This window comes from Paracoccus sp. SM22M-07, assembly GCF_001887735.1.
GTDB lineage: Bacteria > Pseudomonadota > Alphaproteobacteria > Rhodobacterales > Rhodobacteraceae > Paracoccus.
In genome coordinates, this window is sequence record NZ_JPKW01000009.1 from 68,345 (window position 1) to 85,574 (window position 17,230).

General features: G+C 65.1%; 17 protein-coding genes. 12 read left to right on the forward strand and 5 right to left on the reverse strand.

The annotated features are described in order from the left end of the window. Window positions 1-78 precede the first annotated feature (78 nt). Window positions 79-2,373 carry an outer membrane protein assembly factor BamA gene (gene bamA, locus IE00_RS13305; protein WP_072297691.1) on the forward strand — a complete coding sequence of 765 codons (2,295 nt, stop codon included), beginning with the start codon at window positions 79-81 and terminating at the stop codon, window positions 2,371-2,373. A gap of 11 nt (window positions 2,374-2,384) precedes the next feature. Further along, a complete protein-coding gene (locus tag IE00_RS13310) occupies window positions 2,385-3,098 on the forward strand; it encodes an OmpH family outer membrane protein (protein WP_170864153.1) in 714 nt (237 codons plus the stop codon). Here the strand turns inward: IE00_RS13310 and IE00_RS13315 are convergent. After that, on the reverse strand, window positions 3,057-3,995 hold the full coding sequence (locus IE00_RS13315; RefSeq protein ID WP_072297693.1) for a nucleoside hydrolase: 939 nt from the start codon (window positions 3,993-3,995) through the stop codon (window positions 3,057-3,059). The genes IE00_RS13310 and IE00_RS13315 overlap by 42 nt on opposite strands. A 105-nt stretch (window positions 3,996-4,100) precedes the next feature. Then, window positions 4,101-5,099, reverse strand: a complete 999-nt coding sequence (locus IE00_RS13320) for a Fe(3+) ABC transporter substrate-binding protein (protein ID WP_072297694.1) — start codon at window positions 5,097-5,099, stop codon at window positions 4,101-4,103. A 145-nt stretch (window positions 5,100-5,244) separates the two neighbouring features. On the opposite strand from IE00_RS13320, the gene IE00_RS13325 reads away from it, so the two are divergent. After that, window positions 5,245-7,059 carry an ABC-F family ATP-binding cassette domain-containing protein gene (locus IE00_RS13325; RefSeq protein ID WP_072297695.1) on the forward strand — a complete coding sequence of 605 codons (1,815 nt, stop codon included), beginning with the start codon at window positions 5,245-5,247 and terminating at the stop codon, window positions 7,057-7,059. Here IE00_RS13325 and IE00_RS13330 read toward each other — a convergent pair. After that, on the reverse strand, window positions 7,056-8,027 hold the full coding sequence (locus tag IE00_RS13330) for a putative zinc-binding metallopeptidase (RefSeq protein ID WP_072297696.1): 972 nt from the start codon (window positions 8,025-8,027) through the stop codon (window positions 7,056-7,058). The genes IE00_RS13325 and IE00_RS13330 overlap by 4 nt on opposite strands. Before the next feature lie 267 nt (window positions 8,028-8,294). On the opposite strand from IE00_RS13330, the gene rplU reads away from it, so the two are divergent. From rplU to IE00_RS13355, 5 genes are all read left to right on the forward strand, one after another. After that, window positions 8,295-8,669 (forward strand): 50S ribosomal protein L21, encoded by a 375-nt coding sequence (gene rplU, locus IE00_RS13335; protein WP_072297697.1) that lies wholly within the window; start codon window positions 8,295-8,297, stop codon window positions 8,667-8,669. 12 nt (window positions 8,670-8,681) lie between these two features. Further along, a complete protein-coding gene (gene rpmA / locus IE00_RS13340) occupies window positions 8,682-8,954 on the forward strand; it encodes a 50S ribosomal protein L27 (RefSeq protein ID WP_072297698.1) in 273 nt (90 codons plus the stop codon). Window positions 8,955-9,064: 110 nt separating this feature from the next. Continuing rightward, window positions 9,065-9,649, forward strand: a complete 585-nt coding sequence (locus tag IE00_RS13345) for a GNAT family N-acetyltransferase (protein WP_371328445.1) — start codon at window positions 9,065-9,067, stop codon at window positions 9,647-9,649. A 115-nt stretch (window positions 9,650-9,764) separates the two neighbouring features. Further along, the gene (locus IE00_RS13350) at window positions 9,765-10,775 is read left to right on the forward strand and encodes an LLM class flavin-dependent oxidoreductase (RefSeq protein WP_371328446.1); all 1,011 of its coding nucleotides are present in this window, start codon (window positions 9,765-9,767) and stop codon (window positions 10,773-10,775) included. 544 nt (window positions 10,776-11,319) lie between these two features. Further along, complete coding sequence (locus tag IE00_RS13355) at window positions 11,320-11,553, forward strand: hypothetical protein (RefSeq protein WP_139291435.1); 234 nt, start codon at window positions 11,320-11,322, stop codon at window positions 11,551-11,553. Between the two features lie 155 nt (window positions 11,554-11,708). Here IE00_RS13355 and IE00_RS13360 read toward each other — a convergent pair whose 3' ends face one another. Then, the gene (locus IE00_RS13360; RefSeq protein ID WP_072297700.1) at window positions 11,709-12,458 is read right to left on the reverse strand and encodes a Bax inhibitor-1/YccA family protein; all 750 of its coding nucleotides are present in this window, start codon (window positions 12,456-12,458) and stop codon (window positions 11,709-11,711) included. A 104-nt stretch (window positions 12,459-12,562) separates the two neighbouring features. Then, window positions 12,563-13,522 (reverse strand): NADPH:quinone oxidoreductase family protein, encoded by a 960-nt coding sequence (locus IE00_RS13365; protein ID WP_072297701.1) that lies wholly within the window; start codon window positions 13,520-13,522, stop codon window positions 12,563-12,565. Window positions 13,523-13,709: 187 nt separating this feature from the next. Between IE00_RS13365 and IE00_RS13370 the strand changes: the two genes are divergently transcribed. The 4 genes from IE00_RS13370 (at window position 13,710) to IE00_RS13385 (ending at window position 16,953) form a co-directional block, all read left to right on the forward strand. Beyond that, window positions 13,710-14,069, forward strand: a complete 360-nt coding sequence (locus IE00_RS13370; protein WP_072297702.1) for a helix-turn-helix domain-containing protein — start codon at window positions 13,710-13,712, stop codon at window positions 14,067-14,069. A 116-nt stretch (window positions 14,070-14,185) separates the two neighbouring features. Continuing rightward, window positions 14,186-14,971 (forward strand): inositol monophosphatase family protein, encoded by a 786-nt coding sequence (locus IE00_RS13375; RefSeq protein ID WP_072297703.1) that lies wholly within the window; start codon window positions 14,186-14,188, stop codon window positions 14,969-14,971. 42 nt (window positions 14,972-15,013) lie between these two features. Beyond that, complete coding sequence (gene mgtE / locus IE00_RS13380) at window positions 15,014-16,417, forward strand: magnesium transporter (protein WP_072297704.1); 1,404 nt, start codon at window positions 15,014-15,016, stop codon at window positions 16,415-16,417. A 23-nt stretch (window positions 16,418-16,440) separates the two neighbouring features. Further along, a complete protein-coding gene (locus IE00_RS13385) occupies window positions 16,441-16,953 on the forward strand; it encodes a 5-formyltetrahydrofolate cyclo-ligase (protein WP_072297791.1) in 513 nt (170 codons plus the stop codon). Window positions 16,954-17,230: the final 277 nt, after the last annotated feature.

A 17,230-nucleotide genomic window follows, 5' to 3' on the forward strand; every position in this document is an offset into this window, starting at 1 on the left:
CCCTGTCGAAAGGGCTACACGATAGGGCAAAACGACAAGCCCGCGACGGGCGCGTGAAGGCTGAAAAGAGGGGCTTCGATGACACGGAAACTGGGCAAGGGCGCGGTGGCGCTGATGACGGCCTTGGCGATCACGGTGCCTGCGGGGCTGATGCCGGCGCCGGCCATGGCGCTTGTGTTCAACGACATCACCATCCAGGGCAACAACCAGGTCGAAACCGCGACCATCCTGTCCTTCCTGAACCTGCCCCAGGGGCGCGACGTGTCCCCGGGCGAGGTCAACGACGCCCTTCAGCGCCTGCAGGGATCGGGCCTGTTCGAAACTGTCGAACTGACCCCCCAGGGCAACCGCCTTGTCGTGACCGTCAGCGAATATCCGACCGTCAACCGCATCTCCTTCGAAGGCAATCGCAGGTTGAAGGATGACCGTCTGGCCGAGGTCGTGACCAGCGAGTCGCGCCGCGTCTATCAGCCCAGCCAGGCCATTCAGGACGCCCAGACCATCGCCCAGATCTATGCGACCGAAGGCCGTCTGGCCGCCCGTGTCGATCCGCGCATCATCCGCCGCAGCGGCAACCGCGTCGACCTGGTCTTCGAGATCAAGGAAGGCGACGTCACCGAGATCGAGCGCATCAGCTTTACCGGCAACCGCGCCTTTTCCGACCGCCGCCTGCGCAACGTGCTGCAGACCAAGCAGGCGGGCATCCTGCGCACCTTCATCCGCCGCGACACCTTCGCGCCCGAACGCATCCCGCTGGATCAGCAGCTGCTGACCGATTATTACCGGTCGCGGGGCTATGCCGATTTCAAGGTGCAGGCCGTCGCGCCTGAAATCGCGCGTGAACGCGATGCCTTCTTCATCACCTTCAATATCAGCGAAGGCCCGCGTTACCGCTTTGGCCAGGTCAACACCGTGTCCGAGATCCCGGGCGTCGATGCGGCTGCCTTTGCCGAACAGAACCGCGTCGAACGGGGGACCGTCTACAACCCCTCGGTCATCGACACGACCATCCGCCGGATGGAGACCATCGCTATCCAGCAGGGCCTGAACTTCGTCAATATCGAGCCGCGCGTCACCCGCAACCCCTCGAACCAGACGCTGGACCTGACCTTTGCGCTGACCCGCGGCGAACGCATCTTCGTCGAACGCATCGACATCGAAGGCAACACCACCACCCTGGACGAGGTGATCCGCCGCCAGTTCAACACCGTCGAGGGCGACCCCTTCAACCCGCGCGAGATCCGCAATTCCGCCGAACGCGTCCGGGCGCTTGGCTATTTCGCCGATGCGCAGGTGGAAACCCGTCAGGGCAGCGGCCCCGACCAGGTGATCGTCGGCGTCGCCGTCGAGGAACAGCCGACCGGATCGCTGTCCTTCGGCGCCTCCTATGGGGTCAGTTCTGGCGTGGGCCTGAACGCGTCGATTTCGGAAAACAACTTCCTGGGGCGCGGCCAGCAGGTCGGCCTGCAGATCTCGACCGCCAGCGGCGATCGGGCGGCGGGCATCTCGTTCGCCGAGCCCTTCTTCCTGGGGCGCGACCTGCGGTTCGGCTTCAACGCCAACTACAACGAAACCGACAGCCTCAATTCCGACTATGACACCCGCTCGATCCAGGTCCAGCCGTCGATCGAATTCCCGATCTCGGCGAATGGCCGGATCGAACTGCGCTACAAGATCGCCAAGGACACGCTGCGCGACGTGACGACCGACAGTTCGATCCTGCTGCAGCAGGAGGAAGGGTCGCGGGTCACCTCGGCCCTGGGCTATACCTATTCCTGGGATTCGCGCCGCACGGGTCTGGACCCGCTGACGGCCTATCGCTTCCGCTTCTCGCAGGATTTCGCGGGCGCGGGCGGGGATACCAAGACGGTCACCACCACGGCCCTGGCGGGTGTCGAAAGCACCGCTTGGCGCGAGGAAGTGACCCTGCGCGGCGAGGTCGAGGCCGGCGCCATCTACAGCTATGGCGATTATTCGACCTGGATTCTGGACCGGTTCCGCACCGGCAACCGCATTCGCGGCTTTGAAAGCAACGGCTATGGCCCGCGCGACCTGGGCGCCGCGAACGAAGACGCCATCGGCGGCAACTACTACTGGGCTGCCCGCGCCGAGGCGCAGTTCCCCGTCGGCCTGCCCGAGGAATACGGCATCACCGGCGGCCTGTTCGCCGATGTCGGCTCGCTTTGGGGGCTGGACAACACGGCGGGGAATGCCACGGTCGATGACGACATGTATGTCCGCGCCGCCGTCGGTGCCTCGATCTTCTGGACCACGCCCATCGGTCCCCTGCGCTTCAACTTCTCGAAGGCGGTGCAGCAGGAAGACTATGACGAGGAACAGAATTTCGACCTGACCATCCAGACCCGGTTCTGATGACCGGGGCGATGACAGGACTGCGCGGATTGGGGGCGGCCGGGATGATCCTGGCCGCCCTTCTGCCGATGATGGTGGCCGCGCAGCAGGCCGAAGACGTGAGGCCGCAACTGCCCGGTTCGGACCCCGCGCAACCCACGGCGCCGCTCCCCAGCAGCACGATCACCACCTCCGGAACGGCCGAACAGGCGCTGAACGCGCCGATCCTGACGCTGGATCAGGACGTGCTGTACCTGTCTTCGGACTGGGGCAAGCGCGCGCAGGCGCAGCTGGAGGCCGAGGGCGACGTCATAACCGCCGAAAACGAACGCCTGACCGAACTGCTCTCATCCGAGGAGACGCGCCTGACCGAACAGCGCGCGACCCTGCCGCCCGCCGAATTCCGCAAGCTGGCCGAAAGCTTTGATCAGCGCGCCACCGATGTCCGCCGCGAACGCGCGCAGGCCGTGCAACTGCTGAATGCCTGGGCCGAGGCCGATCGCAGCGCCTTTTTCCGCGCCGCGCTGCCGATGATGGGCGAGATCATGCAGGACCATGGCGCGGTGGCGGTCCTGGACCGTCGCACGCTGTTCGTGTCGCTGGACGCCATCGACGTGACGCAGGACCTGATCGCCCAGCTGAACGAGGAACTGGGCGACGGCCAGGGTGCCGTGCTCCTGCCGCAGGAGGCAGAGGCCGAGGCGTCAGGGCAGGCGGGCGATCCGCTCGGCCAGAAGGTCGAATAGCGCGTCGTGATCGACCTGGCGCAGGAACAGCGCATTCGGCGCGCGGTCGGTCACGCGCCACCAATCGGCAACCGTCATGCCCGTGGTCCAGCGACCTTCGGTCTCGATCTGGACATTGATGTGGCGGCCCGTGAACATGTCGGGGCGCAGCAGCCAGGCGATGGTGCAGGGATCGTGCAGCGGCGCACCAAGGCTGCCGTATTTTTCCTTGTCGAAGCGTTCGAAGAAATCGGTCCAGCCCGCCACGGCGGGGCCGCAGCGTCCGGGCAGCGCCGCCATCGCGTCGACCCATTCGCGCGACGTCAGCGCCGTATGCGTCACGTCCAGCGGCAGGACGACCAAAGGCACGTCGGCGTCAAAGACCTCGGCCGCGGCTTCGGGATCGACATAGATGTTGAATTCCGCGGCAGGGGTGATGTTGCCGACCTCGAAATAGGCGCCGCCCATCAGCACGATCTGCTGCACGCGGGCGACGATGTCGGGCGCGCGGCGGAAGGCCTGGGCGATATTGGTCAGCGGCCCGATGGGGACCAGGGTCACGGTGCCAGGGTCCTGGGCGCGCAAGGTGTCGATGATGAAATCGACCGCGTGCCGGTCCTGCAACGGAACCGACGGATCGGGCAGCGCGATCCCGTCAAGGCCGGTCTTGCCATGTACGTGTTCGGCGGTCACCAGGTCGCGCGACAGGGGCCGGTCGCATCCGGCAAAGACGGGAATGTCCGGGCGGCCTGCCAGTTCGATGATCTTGCGGGCATTCAGCTGGGTCAGGTCCAGCGGCACGTTGCCCGCGACCGTGGTGATGCCCAGCACCTCCAGCTCTGGCGATGCCAGTGCCAGCAGGATGGCGACGGCATCGTCCTGACCGGGGTCCGTGTCGATGATGATCTTTTGCGCCAAGCTTGCCTCCTTGTCTGCGTGACGGGCAAAGCATTGCGCCGCCAAGATAAAAGGCGCAAGCGATATGCCTGCGCCTTTCCCGTTCTTGCAGCCGTCTGTTGCCGATCAGCCGTCCAGGTTGACCTGTTCGATCAGGTCCAGCGCCTTGGGACGCAGGTCCGAGATCTCGGACAGGGCCAGATCGTCGGCGGTGAATTCACCCCAGCTGGCGACCAGCTCGGATTTTTCGACGCCTTCCTTGACCGGGAATTCGTTGTTGGTCTCGGCGTAGATTTTCTGGGCTTCGTCGCTGACCAGGAATTCCATCAGCTTCAGCGCCGCGTCGCGGTTCGGGGCCGATTTGGTCATCGCCACGCCCGACACGTTCACATGAGTGCCGCCATCCTCGAAGGTCGGGAAGACGATGCGGACCGAATCCGCCCATTCCTTCTGTTCGTCATCCTTCAGCATCGCACCCATGTAATAGGTGTTGCCCAGGCTGATGTCGCATTCGCCGGCCCAGATGGATTTCACCTGGTCGCGGTCACCGCCTTCGGGGCGCTTGGCCAGATTGTCCTTGATGCCCTGCAGCCAGGTCAGGGTCTCTTCCTCGCCGTGATGGGCCAGGAAGGCGGCGGTCAGCGCGACGTTGTAGTCGTTGGTGAAGCTGCGGGTGCAGATGCGGCCCTTCCACTTGGGATCGGCCAGATCCTCGTAGGTGGTCACATCGCCATCGGCCACACGCTCGTTATGGGCATAGACGATGCGGGCGCGGGTCGTCAGGGCGAACCACTGGTTGTCCTTGTCGCGCAGGTCGGCGGGGATGACGTCCAGCATCTCGTCCTCGACGGCCTGGGTGACGCCGGCGTCCTTGACCTCGCCCAGACGGGCGACATCGACGGTCAGGACCAGGTCGGCGGGCGAACGGTCGCCTTCGGCCTGCAGGCGTTCCACCATGCCCTTGTCGACGAAGGCGGTGTTGACGGTGATGCCGGTTTCCTTGGTGAAGGCATCGAACAGCGGCTGGATCAGCTCGGGCTGGCGATGGGAATAGACGTTCACTTCTTCGGCCAGCGCGGGCATCGCGGTGGCACCAAGAAGCGAGGCAAGGATCAGCTGACGCATGATAGCTCCTGTCATCAAGTTGTGGGACCGCGATATGATGACCGACGAAACTTGTCAACAATAAGGGATGGGGGTGGGCGTCTTTCGCCGCAGCCCATGCACGGGGTCCATTGACCAAAGGCGGGCGGCAGGCTAGGGCGCAGGCATGGCAAGAGCACCTCTTTTACAACTCTCGGACATCGCGCTGACCTATGGCGGCGATCCCGTATTCGACGGCCTGTCGTTGAACGTCCAGCCCGGCGATCGCGTCGCGCTGGTCGGTCGCAACGGGTCGGGCAAATCGACCCTGATGAAGGTCATGGCCGGCTTCGTCGAAGCCGACCGCGGCGACGTGGTCCTGTCGGCGGGCGTCTCGACCGGCTACATGGAGCAGGACCCCGACCTGTCGGGCTATGCCACGTTGGGCGATTTTGCCCGCGACGGGCTGGATGACAGCGAAGGCTATCTGGTCGACATGGCCGCCGAAGGGCTGAAATTCGACCCCGACCGCCCTGTCGATACCGCGTCGGGCGGCGAACGCCGCCGCGCGGCGCTGGCCCGCCTGCTGGCGCGGTCGCCCGAACTGATGCTGCTGGACGAACCGACCAACCACCTGGACATCCAGGCCATCGGCTGGCTGGAGGAATACCTGTCCCAGACCCGCGCGGCCTTTGTGCTGATCAGCCACGACCGCGCCTTTCTGCGTCGCCTGACCAAGGCGACGCTGTGGATCGACCGCGGTCAGGTCCGCCGCCAGGAACGCGGCTTCGAGGGGTTCGAGGATTGGCGCGAAGCCACCTGGGCCGCCGAAGACGACGCCCGCCACAAGCTGGACCGCAAGATCAAGGCCGAGGCCCGTTGGGCCGTCGAGGGCATCAGCGCGCGGCGCAAGCGCAACCAGGGCCGTGTCCGCGCGCTGGCCGATCTGCGCGCCGAACGCAGCAGCCAGATCCGCCGTCAGGGCACCGCCGCCATGGCGCTGGAATCCGGCCCGACCAGCGGCAAGAAAGTGATCGAGGTGCAGGGCATCTCGAAGGCCTTTGGCGACCGGGTGATCCTGGCGCCCTTCGACCTGCGCATCCAGCGCGGCGACCGCATCGCCTTTGTCGGGCCGAACGGCGCGGGCAAGACGACGCTGATCAAGATGCTGACCGGGGAGGTCGCGCCCGACGAAGGCACCGTGACCTTGGGCACCAACCTGGAGATCGCGGTCTTCGACCAGGCGCGTGCGGCGCTGAACCCCAACCAGACGCTGTGGGAATCCCTGACGGGCGATCCCGACATGAGCGTGTCGGGCCGGGCCGATCAGGTCATGGTGCGGGGCGTGCCCAAGCATGTCGTGGCCTATCTGAAGGATTTCCTGTTCGATGACGGCCAGGCGCGGGCCCCCGTGCGCAGCCTGTCGGGCGGAGAAAAGGCGCGGTTGCTGTTGGCCAAGCTGATGGCCAAGCCGTCGAACCTGCTGGTCATGGACGAACCGACCAACGATCTGGACGTCGAAACGCTGGACCTGCTGCAGGATCTGCTGGGCGAATATGACGGCACGGTGCTGCTGGTCAGCCATGACCGCGACTTCATCGACCGCGTCGCGGATACGACGGTGGCGATGGAGGGTGACGGTCGCGCCACCGTCTATGCCGGCGGCTGGAGCGATTACCAGAACCAGCGCCAGGCCCCCGAGCCCGCCGCCGCAGCGCCTGTCGCGCGTCAGGCGACGCAGACGGCCGCGGCCCCTGCGGCCGAAAAGCCGCGCGAAGGGCTGACCTTCACCGAAAAGCACCGCTTGGAGGAGTTGCCTGCGGTGCTGGAACGCCTGGAGGCCGAGATCGCCAAGCTGACCGAGTTCATGTCGGACCCCGAGCTGTTCACCAAGGCCCCCGCCAAGTTCGAAAAGGCCAGCCTCGCCCTCAGCGAACGCCAGGCAGCCCTGGCCGATGCGGAGGAGGAATGGATGTCGCTGGAGGAAAAGGCCGCGGGTTAGACCCCGCGGTCCAGGTGGTCGCGCAGCCATTCATGCGCGAAGGCGATCTTGGTGCGGACCGGCCCGGTCAGCACGAAGGGATAGAGGTCGGGGTTGTCCAGCGCGCGGTTGATGTCATTGACCGCGATGGCGATTTCGGTCGCCACCAAGAGCAGCCGCTGCGTGTCGGTTTCCTGATAGGGGCTGAAGCCTTCGGGGACGCTGGACATCGACAGACCGGCGCTGACGAAACTGTCGGCGAAATCCACCATGTGCAGCAGGTGGGCGACGGTTTCGGCCCAGTCCTCGTGGGGGTGGGCCGTCGCATAGCCGGTGATGAAATCGCGACCGGGATCGCGGGGTTGGGCATAATGCCGCTTCAGCGCCTGCCCGTAATCCTGCCGTTCGTCGCCGAACAGGTCGCGGAAGGCCGGTTGGAAATCGGGGCAGCGGGCCAGCCGGTCGAACAGGAAATGCGCGATCTCGTGCCGGAAATGCCCCACCATCGACCGATACTGTTCCCCCAGGTCCAGCTGGCGCTTCAGGCGGATCAGCTCATCGGCCTCGGTGACGTTGATGGTGATCTCGCCTGCCGCATGGCCCATGATGATCTGCTGGGCGCGACCGCCGGTGTTTTCGGACAGCATCTGGAAATGCGGGCGGCGGCCGGCATCGTTGTCGTTGAACCAGTCCCATTGCGCCAGGTTCGCCAGGACCCACCGCTTGGCACGTTCGGTCGCGGCCAGCAGGCTGAGATTGTCGCCCACATGCAGGACCGGCACCACATGCGACATCGCGCAGGACAGGCAGCGCGTCCCTTCGGTCGGCGTGGCCCAGTTGCAGCCGATATCCTGACGATTGGCGCAGGACATCGCCTCGACGATCATGGAACGGGCCATCGGGTCGTAATGCAGCTGCTCCCCGCATGTGCAGGTCATGTTGTGGAAATAAGCGCGGGTCCCGCAGCTGGGACAGGTAAAGCGTTGCATCGGAGATCCGGTTCGTTCGTGGCAGGGCACAAGCACGGCCAAGGCCCCAAGGTTCCTGCCCATCGCCGGATCGGAGCCATTTCGCAAGGGTTGACTTTGCCGGGCGGATACGGCAATTGGCAGGCACCGGCCGGGCATCTGCCCTTGGCCGGTTGATTGTTTTTAATATCACCCTTTGACGGGTGCGCTGTCCGACGGTGGGGAAACCCATGAACATCGGCCCAAGGGTCGGGACCACAGGATGCGGTTGACAAGGGATAAGAAGCGATGTTCGCGGTTCTGAAAACTGGCGGCAAGCAGTACAAGGTGCAGGCGGGTGACGTCCTGCGCGTTGAAAAGCTGAATGCCGCAGCTGGCGACAAGGTCCAGTTCAATGACATTCTGATGGTCGGTTCGACCCTGGGTGCGCCCATGATCGAAGGCGCCTGCGTCCAGGCCGAAGTGATCGACCAGATCAAGGCCGACAAGGTCATCACCTTCGTCAAGCGTCGCCGCAAGCACAGCTCGCAGCGGACCCGTGGCCATCGCCAGCAGCTGACGCTGCTGCGCGTGACCGATGTGCTTGAAAAAGGCGCGGACAAAACCGGTGTCAAAGCAGCAATTGGTGCACGCACCAAGGTTGCCGACGCAGCTGAAGCCTAAGGAGAACAACCCATGGCACATAAAAAAGCAGGCGGTTCATCGCGCAACGGTCGCGATTCGGCCGGTCGCCGTCTTGGCGTGAAACTGTTTGGTGGCCAGGCGGCCATCGCGGGCAACATCATCGCACGTCAGCGTGGCACCACCTGGTGGCCGGGCGTGAACGTCGGCATGGGCAAGGATCACACCCTGTTCGCGCTGACCGATGGTCACGTCAGCTTCAAGAAGGGCCTGAAAGGGCGCACCTTCATTTCGATCGTCCCCGCGACGGTCGAGGCTGCCGAGTAACCCAAGCGTAACATTTCGATGTTAAAAGGGGGGATCGGCGCAAGCCGGTCCCCTCAGCTGTTTCATCATTTTTCGATTTCCAGCCAGTTTCCGGGGGAGGGAACATGGTCATGTCTGCACCGATGAGAGAGGGCACCCGTCTGGATGACCTCAAGGCGAATGATCCTGCGCAATTGAGCCAGCCGATCATTCCGACCGCACGTTTTACCCTGCGCCCCCTGCGTCCGTCGGATGCGGGCATGATCGCGCATTACACCGCCGATCGACGCGTGGCCCAAGGCACCCGCGCCATTCCGCATCCGCTGCCGCATGGCGCCTCCGAAAGCTTCGTCGCGCGTGCCCTGTCCGCCGACCGCAGCGAGGACGTCTGGGCGATCGACGGGTCGCAAAGCAAGCTGTCGGAATTGCTGGGCGTCGTGTCGCTGACCCGCATGGAGGGCGATCAGTCCGAACTGGGCTTCTGGATCGGTGCGGGTTTCTGGAACACAGGTTTCGCCACCGAGGCGGTTTCGGCGCTGGTCGCCGCCAATCCGCATGGCGCGCGCACCCTGTTCGCCGAGGCGTTTCAGGACAATGCCGGTTCGGCCCGGGTCCTGACCAATTGCGGCTTCGTCTATCTGGGCGATGCGGAAAGCTGGTCCGTGGCGCGCAATGCGCGCGTGCCGACCTGGACCTATCTGCGTAAGATGGGCTGAGCCCGGTCAGGGGGCGTCCGCGCCCCCTGATCGCACGCGCCGGCCTTCCATCGCGGCATTGCATATCGTGCATGCAGGGCATTGCAAAACGCCGGCGCAGACTTAGATCCTGCGCATGACACAGCACATCCCATATTCGCTTCTGGACCTGTCGCCTGTCCCCGAGGGCAGCACCGCGCAGGATGCCATTCGCAACACCATCGACCTTGCGCAACACGCCGAGGAATGGGGCTATCGCCGGTTCTGGCTGGCGGAACATCACAACATGCCGGGCATCGCCAGCGCCGCGACCGCCGTCCTGATCGGGCTGGTGGCGCAGGCGACCAGCCGCATCCGGGTGGGCGCGGGCGGTATCATGCTGCCAAATCACGCCCCCCTGACCGTCGCCGAGGCATTCGGGACCCTGGCCACCGCTTTCCCCGGCCGGATCGATCTGGGGCTGGGGCGCGCGCCTGGTGGCGACGGGGCGGTCATCCGCGCCCTGCGCCGCGATCCGATGGCCGACAGCTTTCCGCAGGACGTGGTCGAATTGCTGGATTACTTCGGCGAGGAACGCCCCGATGCCGCCGTCCGCGCGATCCCCGGCGAAGGCACGCATGTGCCGGTCTGGATCCTGGGCAGCAGCACCTTTGGCGCGCAGCTGGCGGCGCATCTGGGGCTGCCCTATGCCTTTGCCAGCCATTTTGCGCCCGACGACATGGAACGCGCCTTAGCGATCTATCGCGAACGGTTCCGCCCGTCGCCTTGGGGGCAGAAGCCCTATGTCGTGATGGCGGCGAACGTCTTTGCCGCCGATGACGCAGCCGAGGCTGCCTATCTGCGCACGACCATGCAGCTGGCCTTCGCGCGCCTGCGGACCGGCCAGCCCGGCAAGCTGCCGCGCCCGGTGCGCGATATCGACGCCGAGATCGGTGCCTCGGTCCGGCAGGGCGTGGATCGTGCGCTGCGCATCAGCGCCGTGGGGGATCGCGACCAGGTGCGCGACCAGATGGCCGCCCTGATTGCCGCGCACCGTCCAGATGAGGTGATCCTGACCGGTCAGATCCACGACCACGCCGCACGCCTACGCAGCTTCCAGATCGCCGCCGAGGTGATGCAGGATCTGCCCTTGGCCAACGCCGCCTGACGCCCACGCGTCCCAAGGGCGCAGCGGGGCGGCATGAAACGCATGCCGGCACAGGAGAGGGGGCTGCAGGCAACTGCGGCCCCTTTTCATGAGCCGGCCCTGTCGGCAATCCCATGCGCAACCCGCTTGCGGCCACTTTGGGTCGGTCAGTGCCTTGACCGCCGTTGTTCGGTGCGCGGGATGGCGCAGACCAGTACATCCAAGGGGGACCCGAGTTTTGAAGACGCAATGACGATGCCTTGCGCTGCTGGCAGCCCTGTTCGTCGCAGGATGCGGGGCGCGGTCCTATCATGGCAAGATGGACTAGGGCAGCGACCCGCAACAACTGGCTGCGCTGGTCAGCGGCGCGACGACCCGGTCCGGCAGCATCCAGGTCGAATATCTGTCACCCGATGGCAAGGCCTGTCTGTGGTATGCGGGAAACCCGAGAATCCTGCCCGGTTGGTGGAGCGTCGAAAAGCGCGGCCTTGGCGCGTAGATCTGTTTCACCTATATGCCGCAGCCAGTGTCGGGCTGGACCTGTCAGGGCGGCGGCAATTACCTGGTGAACCAGGCCGAAATCGTCGATGGCGATCCGCTGGATCTGGAAGGCGGCAAACTGCCTTTCGTCATGGCGCGGACGTCCTATCGGCTTTCGGATCTGATTGTGCGGACAGGCAACCCGTCCGCGCCTCTGCGACCGCGCCTGGAAACGCCGATCCTGTCTTCATCTGAAAGAGTGTCACCAGCGTCGAAAGGAAGCCAAGCACCTGCAGGGATGGATGACATGCGTGGCTAACTTGGGTGAAGTCCCAGCCTTTGTCCCGGCAAGATTTGCACCTGATCTTCTGGCATATCGGGCGACTACTGGGTGCGACGCTGCGAACCTGCCCGGAATGAAAAAGGCCCCGCCGATGAACGGCGGGGCCTTCGAAGTTCTGGGTCAGGTCGCGATCACTCGCGGTTGCCCATGAACGACAGCAGGAACATGAACAGGTTCAGGAAGTCCAGATACAGCTGCAGCGCGCCCATGATGGCCGACTTGCCGATGAAATCCGCATCCGAACCCGCCATCTGCAGATAGGTGTTCTTGATGTTCTGGGTGTCATAAGCCGTCAGGCCCGCGAAGATCAGCACGCCCAGGCCCGAGATCGCGAACTGCATCGCCGAGGATTGCAGGAAGATGTTCACGATCGAGGCGACGATCAGGCCGATCACGCCCATGATCAGGAAGCTGCCCCAGCCCGAGATGTCCTTCTTGGTGGTATAGCCCCAGAGCGACAGTCCCGCGAAGGCGATGGCCGTCACCAGGAAGGTCTGCACGATCGAGACCGAGGTATAGACCAGGAAGATCGAGCTGATCGACAGGCCCATCAGGGCCGCGAAGGCATAGAACAGGCCGGTGGCCGCGCCGACCGACAGGCGGTTCAGGGCCGCGCCGAAGGCAAAGACCATCAGCAGCGGGGCGAACATGATCACCCATTTCAGCGGCGAGGTGTAGATCGCCGCGCCCAGACCCGTCAGCTGGCCATCAGCCGTGACGGCAGCCGTCGAAATGCCGAATGCGGCAACGGCGGTAACACCCATACCGACCGCCATCAGCCCATAGACTTTGCTCATGTAGGCCCGCAGGCCTTCGTCGACCGCCGCGTGGCTGCGGGTGCCGACACCCTGCGCGGTGCGATAAGTGTTAAAGTCTGCCATCGAACTCTCCTCTGTGAGGCAATGGGGATCATGCCCCCTCGTGACCTAGAATATCGGTTGTTGTGCTGTTTTTTCAATGCCGGTGATGCGGCAGATAGCCGCAATTACAGGGTTATGATGACCTTTCCGACACTGCGCCTGTCACGCAGCAGGTCGTACCCCTCCTGGATGCGATCCAGCGGCAGGACATGGCCCATGACGGGGCTCAGCAGGCCTTGGTCGAACAGCCCGAACAGGGCCTGCATGCTGGCCCGCAAGGCGGCCGGGTCCTGCTTGCGATACCCGCCCCAGTAGAATCCGTGGATCGAGATGTTCTTCACCAGCGCGTGGTTCAGGGGCAGGGCGGGGGGCTTGCCGCCGGCGAAACCGATGATCAGGTGGCGGCCTCCGGGACGCAGGGCGCGAAAGGCCGCCGCGCCGGGTTCGTCGCCCACCGGGTCATAGACGACATCCGCGCCGCCCAGGTCGCGCAGGGCCTGACGCAGATCGGGGCAGGTGTCGCTGTCGATCACATGCCGGGCGCCGGCGGTCCGGACCGTCTCGAGCCGTGCCGCGCCGCGGGCGATGCCGATGACCCTGGCCCCAAGCGCCGCGCCGATTTCGACGGCGGTCAGGCCGACGCCGCCCGCCGCCCCGAGGACGACCAGGGTGTCGTCCGGGCGCAGGGAACCTGGACCTGTCAGGGCCAGATGACTTGTCCCATAAGCCACCTGAAATCCGGCGGCCTGTTCAAAGCTCATGCTGTCGGGAATGGCCTGCAGGGCGGCGGGATCGACGGCGATGATCTGGGCCATCGTGCCTGGACAGGACACGGCGACGCGGGTGCCGGCGGTCAAATCCGAACCCTGCGGTGCCTCGATCACGGTGCCGGCGCCTTCCAGGCCCGGGACGAAGGGCGGGTCCTGGGGTTCCTGATAGGTGCCCTGCGCCTTCAGCAAATCCGCGAAATTCAAGGCAGAGGCTGCCATGCGGACCAGCACCTGTCCCGGACCCGCCACGGGGGGCGGCTGGTCGGTGATGGCGGGCCCCTGACCGAGGGCGGGAATCTGGGCTTGGCGAATCATGTTTCCTCCTGTGATGGCGGGCGCAGGGCGCGTCGATGGCCAGGTTAGCCCGGACTTGATGTCCGGACCGCCCGGAAGCCTGTTCCGGACCTGTCTTTTTGGTCAAGATCGGGCCCGTTAACCAAGAAGACACTGTAGAATTGTGCCTTCTCGTCGTACCACCTCTGTAGATTGAGCGAGGTTAGCGATGAAGCATAGTGTTGATGTTCATGTTGGTAAGCGTATCCGCCATCGTCGCTGGATGATCGGAATGACTCAGCAACAACTGGCCGACAAGGTCGGTATCAAGTTCCAGCAGATCCAGAAGTACGAAACCGGGATGAACCGGGTCTCGGCTTCGCGTCTGTGGGATATTGCCCATGCGGTGGATGTTCCGGTCAGCTTCTTCTTCGAAGGGCTGCACGAAGGGGCCATGTCGCAGATCGTCGAGGGCGACATGTTCGCCGACAAGGAGGCCCTGCAACTGGTGCGTGCATATTATGCCATGCCGGAAGCGCAGCGCCGCCAGATCTTCGAACTGGCCCGCGTCCTGTCGGACGCCGCCTGATTGACTGAAAACCGGTCGTTCCGCGTTCATGAACGCGGGGCGACATCTTCCCTTCGCGTCTGGCCCCTGCGGTTCATTCGGGTTACACCTGCAGCGACCAGCGACAGGGGGCCATCATGCAGGACGCAGCGCAGATCATCCGGACCGCGCATGACATGGCAGATGCCGCCCGCAAGGCGATCCTGCCCCTGTTTCGCAGCGACGACCTGGTTGCCGACAACAAGCGTCCCGCCGATTTCGACCCCGTCACCGAAGCCGACCGCGCCGCCGAACAGGCGATGCGCCAGGTCCTGGCACGCAACCGCCCCGACGATGCCATCCTGGGCGAGGAATACGGCCACAGCCCCGGCACCAGCGGCCTGACCTGGATCCTGGACCCCATCGACGGCACGCGCGCCTTCATCAGTGGCGCGGCCAGCTGGGGCGTGCTGATCGGCCTGTCCGACGGGCGGGACGTCGTCTATGGCCTGATCGACCAGCCCTATATCGGCGAACGGTTCGAGGGTGGGTTCGGCATCGCGCAGATGACCGGTCCGCATGGCACCCGCAGCCTGAAGACCCGCCGCGACGTCGCGCTGGACCGTGCGACCCTGATGACGACCTTTCCCGAAGTGGGCACCGCGTCCGAGGCGCAGGCGTTCCGCCGCGTCGCCGATCAGGTGCGGCTGACGCGTTACGGGCTGGACTGCTATGCCTATGCGCTGCTGGCGCTGGGGCAGATCGATCTGGTGATCGAGGCGGGGCTGCAATCCTATGACATCGCGGGGCCGCTGGCGGTCGTTCAGGCGGCGGGCGGCATCGTGACCGACTGGCAGGGGGGACCGGCCGCACAGGGCGGTCAGGTCGTCGCCGCCGCCAGCCCCGAACTGCACGCGGCCGCGCTGGCCCTGCTGGCCGGCTGACGCCACCATCCACGCCTGACATCCGAAGACAGAAGGGGCAGCATGACCGACCACGACCGCCTGCAGATCGATCAGACCCCGAACCCCGATCAGGGTGACGAGGATTACGTCTCCAGCCCCGAATTCCTGGGGCGGCTGGACGATATCATGGATCAGGGTGACCAGCAGGCGCTGAACGCCCTGCTGGAAAAGCTGCACGGCGCCGATATCGCCGACATCATCGAACAGCTGGCCCCGGGGCGGCGCCGTCTGTTCCTTGAGCTTTACGGCGCCGAGATCGACGGCGAGATCCTGTCCGAAATCGACGAATCCATCCGCGAGGAGGTGCTGGAGCTGCTGCCCCGCGACGTCCTGGCCGATGCCGTGCGCGAGATGGACAGCGACGATGTCGTCGACCTGGTCGAGGATCTGGACGACAGCGACCGCGACGCCATCCTGTCGGCGTTGGACGACAGCGACCAGGCCGCCGTCCGACAATCGCTGGCCTATCCCGAATATTCCGCCGGCCGCCTGATGCAATCCGAGGTCGTGACCGCCCCCGAGCATTGGACCGTGGGTGACGCCATCGACCATATGCGCCGCGAGGAATGGCTGCCCGAGCAGTTCTATCACGTCATCCTGGTCGATCCGCGCCGGCATCCCATCGGCTATGTCACGCTGGGCCGCCTGCTGGCATCGCGCCGCGACGCACCCTTGCGCGACATGGCTGAAGACAGCTTCCGCACCATCAGCGCCTATGCCGAGGAAGCCGATGTCGCCTATATCTTCAACCAGTATCACCTGATCTCCGCCCCCGTGGTGGATGGCGACGACCGGCTGGTCGGCGTCATCACCATTGACGATGCCATGGCCGTTCTGGACGAGGAGCACGAGGAGGACATCCTGCGCCTGGCCGGTGTGGGCGATGAATCCAGCATCTCGGACAGCGTGTTGCAGACGGTGCGCCAGCGGGTGCCGTGGCTGGCCACCAACATCCCGACCGCTCTGGCCGCCGCCGCCGTCATCGCCTTTTTCGAGGGCGCGATATCCCAGCTGGTGGCGCTGGCCGTGCTGATGCCGATCGTCGCTTCGATGGGCGGGAATGCGGGCACGCAGACGCTGACCGTCGCCGTGCGGGGTCTGGCGACGCGCGACCTGTCATCGTCGAACGCGCTGCGCGTGGTGCGGCGGGAAATGGTGGTGGGACTGATCAACGGGCTGGTCTTTGGTGCCATCATGGCGGTCATCACCTTCCTGTGGTTCCAGGACCCCTGGCTGGCGGCGGTGATCGGCATGGCGATGGTCATCAACCTGATGGTGGCGGCGCTGGCGGGGATCATGGTGCCTTTGGCCCTGAACAAGCTGGGGGCCGACCCGGCCTTGGCATCGGGGACCTTCGTGACGATGATGACCGACGTGATCGGCTTCATGGCCTTTCTGGGGCTTGCCTCGACGGTGCTGCTGTGACCGACAAGGCGGCCTTGCGGCGCATGGCGCTGACGGCGCGCGGGCAGGGGGGCGATCAGGCCGCGCTGGACCGCCACCTGATCGCGGCCCTTGCTCCCCATGCCAGCGCCGTACTGGCCGGATACTGGCCCATGCGGGACGAGGCCGACCCCCGCGCCGCCATGGCCGCCCATTCCGGGCCCCTGTGCCTGCCCGTGGTCACCGGCCCCGCCCGCCCGCTGGTCTTTCGCCACTGGCAGGGGCAACCGCTGCAGCCCGGCGCCTTCGGCACGTCCCATCCGGGAGAGGACGCGCCCCAGCTGACCCCGCAGGTGCTGATCGTGCCGCTGGCGGGCTTTGACCGTCGTGGCAACCGCATCGGCTATGGCGGCGGCTTTTATGACCGCACGCTGGAGGTTCTGCGCGAATCGGGTCCGGTCACGGCCATCGGGCTGGCCTTTGCCTGCCAGGAATTGCCCGAGATTCCCGCCGAAGATTTCGACCAGCCGCTGGATCTGATCGTCACCGACCGTGACATCCTGACCCCGGCGCGCTGAAAATCGTGCTTTGTGGCTTTGGCGCATCGCCTGTTGGCAATCGGGGGATGACTGGCGCGAAAACCTGTGGATATGCTTGGGATGGTTTCGATCAACCCATTGGCGGTAAACGATATTCACCGCATTCACCCAAGGCGGACCCGAAAATCCGGCGCGTCCTGTGCACGAATCCGGCGGGGCCATGCGCGGCAGCCCTGTCAACGGGCAAACCCATGGTTTTGCAGAAATAAATCCGTTGAACAGCCGGTCTTGCGACGGCACCCTGTCGCAAATTGCC

Coding starts and splice junctions, on each gene's coding strand:
- bamA (WP_072297691.1), top strand. CDS start 79: ATGACACGGAAACTGGGCAAGGGCGCGGTGGCGCTGATGACGGCCTTG.
- IE00_RS13310 (WP_170864153.1), top strand. CDS start 2,385: ATGACAGGACTGCGCGGATTGGGGGCGGCCGGGATGATCCTGGCCGCC.
- IE00_RS13320 (WP_072297694.1), bottom strand. CDS start 5,099: ATGCGTCAGCTGATCCTTGCCTCGCTTCTTGGTGCCACCGCGATGCCC.
- IE00_RS13325 (WP_072297695.1), top strand. CDS start 5,245: ATGGCAAGAGCACCTCTTTTACAACTCTCGGACATCGCGCTGACCTAT.
- IE00_RS13330 (WP_072297696.1), bottom strand. CDS start 8,027: ATGCAACGCTTTACCTGTCCCAGCTGCGGGACCCGCGCTTATTTCCAC.
- rplU (WP_072297697.1), top strand. CDS start 8,295: ATGTTCGCGGTTCTGAAAACTGGCGGCAAGCAGTACAAGGTGCAGGCG.
- rpmA (WP_072297698.1), top strand. CDS start 8,682: ATGGCACATAAAAAAGCAGGCGGTTCATCGCGCAACGGTCGCGATTCG.
- IE00_RS13345 (WP_371328445.1), top strand. CDS start 9,065: ATGTCTGCACCGATGAGAGAGGGCACCCGTCTGGATGACCTCAAGGCG.
- IE00_RS13350 (WP_371328446.1), top strand. CDS start 9,765: ATGACACAGCACATCCCATATTCGCTTCTGGACCTGTCGCCTGTCCCC.
- IE00_RS13360 (WP_072297700.1), bottom strand. CDS start 12,458: ATGGCAGACTTTAACACTTATCGCACCGCGCAGGGTGTCGGCACCCGC.
- IE00_RS13365 (WP_072297701.1), bottom strand. CDS start 13,522: ATGATTCGCCAAGCCCAGATTCCCGCCCTCGGTCAGGGGCCCGCCATC.
- IE00_RS13370 (WP_072297702.1), top strand. CDS start 13,710: ATGAAGCATAGTGTTGATGTTCATGTTGGTAAGCGTATCCGCCATCGT.
- IE00_RS13375 (WP_072297703.1), top strand. CDS start 14,186: ATGCAGGACGCAGCGCAGATCATCCGGACCGCGCATGACATGGCAGAT.
- mgtE (WP_072297704.1), top strand. CDS start 15,014: ATGACCGACCACGACCGCCTGCAGATCGATCAGACCCCGAACCCCGAT.
- IE00_RS13385 (WP_072297791.1), top strand. CDS start 16,441: ATGGCGCTGACGGCGCGCGGGCAGGGGGGCGATCAGGCCGCGCTGGAC.